This window comes from Desulfotomaculum copahuensis (genome assembly GCF_001655685.1).
In the GTDB taxonomy this organism is placed as follows: Bacteria; Bacillota; Desulfotomaculia; order Desulfotomaculales; family Desulfovirgulaceae; genus Desulfotomaculum_G; species Desulfotomaculum_G copahuensis.
Genome location: NZ_LYVF01000172.1, coordinates 26,019 through 34,644 on the forward strand (window position 1 = coordinate 26,019; position 8,626 = coordinate 34,644).

Genomic DNA, 8,626 nt, shown 5'->3' on the forward strand with positions numbered 1-8,626 from the left:
GTGCTAAAAGTTGTTGACCCGGACCGGGCCGAAGACGGATAAGCGGCGTCAAAATTTTAAAACGAGGGGCGCGGACCGACTGGGTGGACCGTCAGGGCGGCCAGTTTGTCCTGCAGCAACAGCATCATCAGATAATGCTGACAGAGGATGTTGTATGCGCCGATGCCCACCAGGCCCACCACCAGGATCAGGATGGTCAGGCCGAAGGGAAACAATCTGACCTGGGTTTCGTCCGGGGTATATACATTGCCCAGGGTATCCTTCCAGGCATAAATTTCCCCGGTGACCGGGTCCTGCTCGACGATCACGTGGCGGGTGGGATTGAAATAGTGTTTGAAAACCGATTCCTTCAAGAAATCTGCGCCGGTCCACAGGCCCATCAAAGAGAGGGCTAGAATGACATAGGCGATTATTGTTTTGAATTGTTTAAACCGCCCCATCATGGACGGCTCCAGCGCCTTTTCCATTTCCGCATCCATTAAGGTGTCCTCCTTTGTGAATATTAACTGCAAGTAATAATGAGCAAATTCCGTGCCATTGCGTATGATCCGGCAACGCCCGGTCTTTTCCGGTGAAACGGCGGCTTTGGGCGGGAATACTGCCCTGATTCTGTACAGATGCTGTACAGAATCAGGGCAAAAAAAGGCCCGCCGTTTATGCGGGCCGGTTGAGAAAGAATATAGAGGAGTGATTCCCCTGTTTGGGGCTAGTGAATTTCCGCCGCCGGGTCGGCGCCTTCCTGCGGCAGGCGGCCCGTCAAGGTGCGGAAAAGTTTTTCCAGGTAGTTGAAGAGCATATCAATGCCCAGTCCGGCCGCCAGCGCGATGAACACCGCGTAGGTACCGTACAGCGGGCCGTTTGTCTTGGCCATGGTGCGCGCCCAACCAACCAGGCCCACCGGACGCACATTTATATTGGCTTTGCTCTGCCCCAGGATTTTACCGTCCTTCACGGCATAGGCGGTGATTACGGTTTCCCCCTGCGCCACCGAGGCGGGCAGCGGTACGGACAGGCGGTAGCTGTCGCCGCTTCTTTGAATTGCATTTTCCTTGATTGTGTACAGGTTATCCTTCTGGTACATTTTGATCAGGGCATCCAGGTATTCCTTCCCTTCACGGCCGGAAAGCTTGCGGGTCTGGTTGCCGGACGCCTCTTTGATTGTGGTGGCGTCGCGCACGGATTTGAATCCGGGTTCGATACCCGTTTCATCCTGCAGATCCGGTGGCAGGGCACTGATTTTGGCGGAAGAAAAAACCTGGTACATTTTCGGAATGCCTTCCACTTCGGCCTGGGCCACATTCATCCACAGCGGACCGACTTTCCCTTTCCGGCTTAAATCAACATTGCGGGTGGGGGATACCAGTTTAATGTAGATATCGCTGTCCGCCGGGGCGGCACCCGAGATGCTCACCGTTTGACCGCTGAAGTTCAAACCGACATTAATTTGTTGCGGGTCGGTATTTACCGAGACCACACCGGCCAGCGCCGCCGGCACACTGCCCAGGAAAACCACCATGGCCACCAGAAGGCAGGTTAAAGTCTTCACTTTCACATGCATATCAATGCCCACCTCCCAGTACGATCAGTGATGCCGGGGTGACCAGCAGGTCGTGGGCCATTTTGATCATTACACCCAGCACAATCAGCGAAAAGACGATGCGCAGCTGTTCCGCCTTGAGCATGCGGCCGATGCGCACTCCGAACTGGGCGCCCACCGACGAACCGAGCAGGAGCAGCAGGGCCAGCACCAGGTCCACCGTTTCGTTGACCACGGAATTGGCCAGGGTAACGTTGATGGCCGTAAAGACCACTGTAAACAGGCTGGTACCGACGGCTTTCAACGTGGGGATTCGCAGCAGGTAAATCATAATCGGCAGCATGATGAAACCGCCGCCCACACCCATTAACGCCGCCAGTATGCCGATCAGCGCGCCCAGTACAAACAGGGCCACGATGGAACACTCAATGCCGCTGGTGGCGAAATATACTTTCATCGGCAGCCGCTGGGCCAGGCCCGGACCCTTGGACGCTTTGGCCCGTACCGGGGCGCCCTTTTTGCGCAGGGCGTTGAAGCTTTCCATGAACATGAAGGAACCAACTACCAGCAACATAACCACGTAAATTATTTTTACGGTGAAGTCGAAGTTGCCCAACTGACGGAGCATGCGCACCAGGCCGGTACCGGCGGTGCCGCCCACCAGGCCGCCCACCAGCATGATCAAGCCCAGCTTGAAATCCACATTGCCGGCCCGTCCGTGGGCGAATGTGCCCGAGGCCGAGGCGGCCACAATCTGGTTGGTGTCACTGGCGGCAGCCACCGCCGGGGGCACCCCGGCCATCATCAGGAGCGGGGTGAGGAGGAACCCCCCCCCCACTCCGAACAGCCCGGACAACAGCCCGACCATGCCGCCCAGGCCGAGCACGAGATAGGCGGTCATTTGTACTCCGGCTACAGGTAGAAAAATACTCATTATAATTTCACCCCCGATTAACTAGCGTGTTTCCGCCCCGGCCGGCTTCCGGGCGGTGGCAACCGCCACCGGCGGCCGTTTCGGCCTTCATTCCAGGGACATTTCATGCAGCAGCCTCTGGCGGGGCGGACCGCTGTCCAGCATGCGGCTTTTAACCACCAGCATCACGGCGTAATGTTCCACCATCAAGTTATAGCTTTGCACACCCACTCCCAGGATAATCAGGATCAGGCACATAATGCCGTAGGGGAAGCGCTTGACGTCCGGGTCGTTGGTTGTGTAAATATTGCCCATGGCGTCCTTCCATGCGTAGATCTCCATGGTGTCGGGGTCCTGTTCAACAATAGTGTGGCGGGACGGGTTGAAATAGTGCTTGTAAACGCTTTCACGCAGGAAGTCGACTCCGGTCCAGAACCCCAGCAGGGAAAGGACTACAATTACAATGGCGATACCGGAGGAAAATCTTTTCAACTTGCTTTTATCTTCTTCATTCAGGTGCTGGATAAGTTCTTCCATAATCTTATACCCCCTTATACCCCTAAAAACAAGGTTTTTGCCCGCCGGTTCGATATCGGCCTTTATCACACCCCTTTGTCTTTGCTTGTTCCTTGTTGCACATAATAAATGCAATAGTGGTGCCAGTGGGCGGGAAAGTTCCCAAAACCAGACCGGCCCGTATAAAATAAGGGCCGGCGGCATCAAGTGCCGCCGGCCGCGGGAATGGATCCCCCGCCTGGTGGGCAATCATTGCTCATTGGTGGGCAAAAATTGCCCGCGGGTGAAGTGGAGGAGTGATCTTTTCGTAACAAAACGGAACTTATGACAGCAGGCCGTAATCTTTCATCTTGGCGTAAAGGGAGCGGCGGTTCAACCCCAGTGCCTGGGCCGTGGCGCTGCGGTTCCAATTGTGTTCCCGCAGGGCTTTCAAGATCACCTGGCGCTCCACATCGGCAACGATCTCTTTCAAGGTCATGCCCGGCTTGACGGCGGTTTCCCGCAACTCCCGGCTGGTGGTCTGCAAGCAGAAGGGCATGTCCTCGGGCATGATCACCGGCCCCCGGGCCAGCACCACCGCCTGTTCGCAGATGTTGCGCAGTTCCCGCACGTTGCCCGGCCAATCGTACTGCTGCATCATTAGCAACGCCTCCGGTGAAAAATCCGTCACCGGCTTGTTCAATTCGCGGCTGTAGTGCTGCAGGAAGGAGCGGGCCATCACCGGCACATCCTCCATCCGTTCCCGCAGCGGAGGCAGCCAGATGGTCACCACCTTGAGCCGGAAAAAAAGATCTTCCCGGAAAGTGCCCTCCTGGACACAGCGCTGCAGATCCTTGTTGGTGGCCGCCAGAATGCGCACATCCACTTGAATGCTTTCCGTACCGCCCACCCGGTCGAATTCCCTTTCCTGCAGCACCCGGAGCAGTTTGGCCTGGGTGGACAGGGTCAGTTCCCCGATTTCATCCAAAAAAATGGTGCCCTGATGGGCCAGTTCGAACTTTCCCGGCTTGCGCGCCCCGGCGCCGGTGAAAGCGCCTTTTTCGTGTCCGAAAAGTTCGCTTTCCATCAGGTTTTCCGGAATGGCGGCGCAGTTGATCTTGATAAAGGGGCCGTCCCGCCGGCCGCTGTTCTGGTGGATGGCGCGGGCCACCAGTTCTTTCCCCGTGCCGCTTTCGCCCTGGATCAACACCGTCACGTTGCTGCCGGCCACGCGGCCGATGGTTTTATATACGGCCTGCATGGGCGGCGATTGTCCGATCATGCTTTCCACCGGCGGCTGTTCCGGGCCGTCGCGGTCTTTCTTCAAGGCCTCCACTTCACTGGAAAGCTGTTTCATGGTCACGGCTTTTTTAACTGTTAAAATCAGCTCGTCCAGGTTGAAGGGCTTGATAATGTAATCGAAGGCGCCTGCTTTCATGGCCTGGATGGCCATTTCGGTGGTGCCGAAGGCAGTCATTAAAATCACCGGCAGGCCGGTGTCAATTTGCTGGATGCGTTCCATCACCTGCAGGCCGTCCAGTTCGGGCATGCGGATATCCAGCAGGATGGCGTCCGGCGGTTTTTTTTGCATCAGTTCCAGTGCCTGGTAGCCGCCGGTGGCCGTTTCCACCCGGTAGCCGGCATCTTCCAGCACTTCCCGCAAAAACTCACCGACGCTTTCTTCATCATCAATTACCAGAATCGTGGGCATCATTTTCGCCCCCTTTGACCACAGGTATATAAAGCAGACAGGTGGTTCCACTGCCCACCCGGCTTTTGATTTCAATCTCCCCGCCGTGGGCGCGCATGATCTCATAGGCGATGGCCAGACCCAAACCGACTCCCTTCGGTTTGGTGGTAAAGAAAGGATCGAACAGGTGAGGCATGATTTCCTCCGGAATCCCCCGGCCTTGATCTTTTACGCTGACCAGCAGCATGTTGCGCGCCCCGTCATATGTGCTGCTTACTGTGATTACCCCCCCGCCGGGCATGGCCTGAGCGGCGTTATAGATAATATTATACAACACTTGCTCGATTTGGGACGGGTCCATCCAGGCCGGCGGCAGGCCGCCGGCCAAATCTTTTTCAATGGTCACGCCGGAGTCGAGCGCATCGTTGAAAAACTGGCAAGCCCGGTTAATCAGGGCGTTGATGTCATGGGACCCGAATACAGCCTGGGCCGGCCGGGCAAAATGCAGCAGCCGGTCCACAATGGTGTTCAGCCTGGTCACTTCCCGGTGGATGATGGCCAGGGAGCGGGGCGACGGGGCATGGTTCTTCTGCCAGAATTGGGTGTACCCGCTGATCGAGGTGAGCGGGTTGCGGATTTCGTGGGCCACTCCGGCCACCAGCTTGCCCAGGGCGGCCAGTCGTTCCTGGCGGCGCACCTGCTCCTCCAGCTGTAGTTGCCCGGTAATGTCCCGGCAGGTGAGCACTGCTCCGACCACCTCTTGTTTAACGTTGACCATCAGACTGGTACTGATCAGCAGTTGCAACATTCCCCGCGTGCTCACCGTGTGTTCCACCTGCAGGTCCTTGACCAGGGCGTGTTCATGCAGGGCCATCAGCAGGTAGCAGCTGAAGGGGGAATCCGGCGGAAAAACTTCGGTTAGCGCACGTCCCGGGCAGTTTCCTTCCAGTTCCAAAATGCGCATGGCGGCGGCATTGATGCCGATGATGGCGCCGTCCAGGCCGGCGGCTACCACGCCGTCGTCAATGCTGGCCAGAATAATTTCATTGTAGTTTTGCACACTGACCAGCTTGGCGGCCAGCTTGTTGATGGCAGTGGTGATCTCACCCATTTCACCGCCGGCCGGCGGCAATGTCCGGGTGAGATCCCCTTCCAGCAGTTGGACGCCTGTTTTAACCTGATTCACGGCGCTGACCAGGTTGCGGATCAGGGCGAAGGCCCCCCCCAATCCCACCAGCACGCCCACCAGGATGACCAGGTAGGCGTCCCGCTGCACCTGGTCCATGCGCCGGTAAAGGTCGGTCAGGTTTTCCGTCGCCCATACCGCGCCGATGACCTGGCCGTGGCGCACCAGAGGCTGATACATCTCCAATTGTCCGCCTTCGGAAGGCCCCAGTATTTGCAGTACCGGCCCGCTGGAACGGACGGCCTCGTCAAAGGCGTGCTTGCGCCGTTTGGAGAAGTTTTCCCCGTAACTGTTTTCATCACCGTCCAGAATGACGTCCAGATCCTGGTCGTAAAAGCCCAGATCCGTTTCCGGGTAATTTTGCTTTGCCCGGTCGATGACCGGCTTCAGTTCCCGGTTCAGCGCCCTGACCTTGTCCCGGCGGGGGGCGGCGCCGGCGCCGGCTTTTTGCAGCAAATCGTCAAAAGAGCCGCTAAGTCCCGTGTCCAGCATATTCATGGCCTTGACCAGCCTTTTTTTATGGGTTTCCACCATGCCCAGCTCGGTGTTGTGAATCACCCGCAGCATATATGCCGTCAGGGCGATGGGTAAAATAAGCAGAACGGCAATTAGCACCAGAATCTGGTTTTTAAGTCCTTTTTCATGAAAGGGCACGGTTTCACCTCCGCTCTATACCGCTTTGTCCCGGAATGCGTCAAAAAATGTTTATTACATTAAGCATACTAGTTTATCGAACATATATCAACCGCGAAATGATGAAACCTCCGGCCCCCTCGTGAATAGCGGGCCGGCGTGGTCATACGGATACTGTCAACATTCCGGGATGTACCGTGCGGCAAGCGGGCAGGCGTACTAATCTAAAATAGAAGCCCGGTCAGGTCATGACCATTGGCCGGGCAACTGTTATCACCTGGGAAATCTGATGATCCGCGACTGTCCTGTTGGTTGACTTCATCAAGGAACCCGGCATTTAAAGTGCTTTTCCACCCGTTGTCTGGTGGCTGAAGGGATCGCCTTTTGGGCCGGTATTGCCGCCGTAAGACCTTTATGGTAAAAAATGTCCCGCTTTTTTGCCCAATAGATTGATTAGTTGTTATTCTATATGAGATGCTTTCAAGGTTAAGTTAATGTTAGGATCTGGGTATTTGGCAAAGATCTCATTTGAACCAAGACCAGCCACATGTACGAGGGCCTCCCGATAATACGCAGCCTGACCATGCCGGCGAGGACAAACACACGAGAGGATTGGGAACCGCGCTTCGACTTCACGTTCGTAAAGGAGTTGCCCACCAGGTACGTAATCTACCGGGCGGTAAAAGACGGCAGCGTACAGACGCCCGGGTTGGGCGTGGCCAGCAGGCTTGACGAAAGCGGCCTGGGCGGCAGCATCATGAAGGCTCTGTGCACGCGGGGGAAGAAAACCGCACCCCTACAGCCGGAACCGGATAAGGTGGACACAGTGGACCCCGCGCCGGCCGAACAGCCGGCGGACAAAGAAACCGGCCGGACAAAAGAACCGGTCGGCGCCGAAGAAGAACGGGCAGACGACACCGTAATGCAACGGACAAAACCAACATCATCAAAATCCGAAGAGACAGAGAAGGAATTCAAACAGATCGAGATGGAATTTAAGGCGCCCGGGGAAGATGAGGGTAACCAACCAGGCGTCGGAGACGATAATTTCTTTAACGGGATGAGTTTCCCGGGATAGCCCCGGCTTAAATTTTCCAAGCAGGAAAGCATTCATTTTAGCATCGGCAAAAACCGCTGGCAAACTCCAGGAAAATAAGTTATAATTAATACAAGCAGTGATATTTTATCTATTAGAAATATTTTGAGGTGATAAAGATGGCCATTGACCGTTTAGTAGAGGAAATAAGGAAACTATCACCGGCTGATCGATTGAAATTACGTATTATCCTGGAAACCGAGGATATAAGCAAGGAGGATGTAGAAGTGTCTAGGCAAACAGCCGGTAAATGGGACGATATAGATGCTGACAAGCTGGTTAAAGATATTTATAACAGCCGCCAATATGATCCCGGTAGAGCAGAGGTTAATTGGTAATGGCAAAATATTTATTGGATACAGATTGGGCGATTTACTATCTTCGTGGCAAGGAACCCTTTGTTAAGGCCATTGATGGATACCGAAAAGATGGTATTGCAATAAGTACAATTTCCATCGCGGAGCTTTATGAAGGGGTTTATAGAAGTCCAAAGCCCGCAGAAAAAGAGATGATTCTTATTGATTTCCTGGAAGGCTTTAGAATTATTAGTATTACAAGGCCAATAGCACGTCTTTTTGGAATGAGGCGTGCTGAACTTAGGAATGCGGGACTTACCGTTAGTGATCTTGACTTGCTTATTGCGTGTGTTGCAGATTATCATGAGTTATCCATATTAACGAATAACCAAAAGCACTTTAAAAAAGTGCCTGGCGTTAAAAAACTAATATCACTTCCAGTGTAGTACCTGGAAGAAGGAAATTGAAGCAAACAGGTAGGTTACTCACCTACCTGTTTTTCTTGTTTTAGAGCCAAATCAGCAGAGGAAAATAATGCTATAAAGCTTAAAGCTCTAAGTAAGCGTAAATCTGCATGGAGGAAAAATAATGACATGTTTACTTATGCCACTTGTATCAACCCAATTCATAACTTGGTTAAAATGAAATAGGCTGAAAACAGAAGATACCAAGGGATAACATTACAATCATTACCGGGTCGCTAGGGTTGTTAAAAAGGCCCTTAAATCACTCTTTATAGGACAAGAGGGCAATTTAAACCTGACAGGAGAGGTGATATTG

The 8,626-nt window shown here is 54.2% G+C and carries 9 protein-coding genes; 3 read left to right on the forward strand and 6 right to left on the reverse strand.

The window, feature by feature from the left end:
* Positions 1-56: 56 nt before the first annotated feature.
* The 6 genes from A6M21_RS12685 to atoS all read right to left on the reverse strand — a co-directional run bounded on the left by A6M21_RS12685 (position 57) and on the right by atoS (position 6,475).
* Positions 57-479: a hypothetical protein gene (locus A6M21_RS12685; RefSeq protein ID WP_066669363.1), complete on the reverse strand. Its 423-nt coding sequence runs from the start codon at positions 477-479 to the stop codon at positions 57-59.
* Positions 480-706: 227 nt separating this feature from the next.
* Entirely contained in the window at positions 707-1,558 is an 852-nt protein-coding gene (locus A6M21_RS12690; protein ID WP_066669365.1) for a TIGR02186 family protein, read from the reverse strand.
* A 1-nt stretch (position 1,559) separates the two neighbouring features.
* A complete protein-coding gene (locus A6M21_RS12695) occupies positions 1,560-2,471 on the reverse strand; it encodes a sulfite exporter TauE/SafE family protein (RefSeq protein ID WP_066669369.1) in 912 nt (303 codons plus the stop codon).
* Between the two features lie 87 nt (positions 2,472-2,558).
* Entirely contained in the window at positions 2,559-2,987 is a 429-nt protein-coding gene (locus tag A6M21_RS12700) for a hypothetical protein (protein ID WP_151191935.1), read from the reverse strand.
* 301 nt (positions 2,988-3,288) lie between these two features.
* Positions 3,289-4,656: a sigma-54-dependent transcriptional regulator gene (locus tag A6M21_RS12705; RefSeq protein ID WP_066669372.1), complete on the reverse strand. Its 1,368-nt coding sequence runs from the start codon at positions 4,654-4,656 to the stop codon at positions 3,289-3,291.
* Positions 4,634-6,475 carry a two-component system sensor histidine kinase AtoS gene (atoS, locus tag A6M21_RS12710; RefSeq protein WP_066669374.1) on the reverse strand — a complete coding sequence of 614 codons (1,842 nt, stop codon included), beginning with the start codon at positions 6,473-6,475 and terminating at the stop codon, positions 4,634-4,636. Before atoS ends, A6M21_RS12705 begins: the two co-directional genes overlap by 23 nt.
* A 562-nt stretch (positions 6,476-7,037) precedes the next feature.
* Here atoS and A6M21_RS12715 point away from each other — a divergent pair.
* The 3 genes from A6M21_RS12715 (at position 7,038) to A6M21_RS12725 (ending at position 8,292) form a co-directional block, all read left to right on the forward strand.
* Complete coding sequence (locus A6M21_RS12715; protein WP_151191936.1) at positions 7,038-7,532, forward strand: hypothetical protein; 495 nt, start codon at positions 7,038-7,040, stop codon at positions 7,530-7,532.
* A 137-nt stretch (positions 7,533-7,669) separates the two neighbouring features.
* Complete coding sequence (locus A6M21_RS12720; protein ID WP_066669378.1) at positions 7,670-7,888, forward strand: hypothetical protein; 219 nt, start codon at positions 7,670-7,672, stop codon at positions 7,886-7,888.
* The gene (locus A6M21_RS12725; RefSeq protein ID WP_066669380.1) at positions 7,888-8,292 is read left to right on the forward strand and encodes a type II toxin-antitoxin system VapC family toxin; all 405 of its coding nucleotides are present in this window, start codon (positions 7,888-7,890) and stop codon (positions 8,290-8,292) included. The genes A6M21_RS12720 and A6M21_RS12725 overlap by 1 nt, the downstream gene beginning before the upstream one ends.
* Positions 8,293-8,626 lie beyond the last annotated feature (334 nt).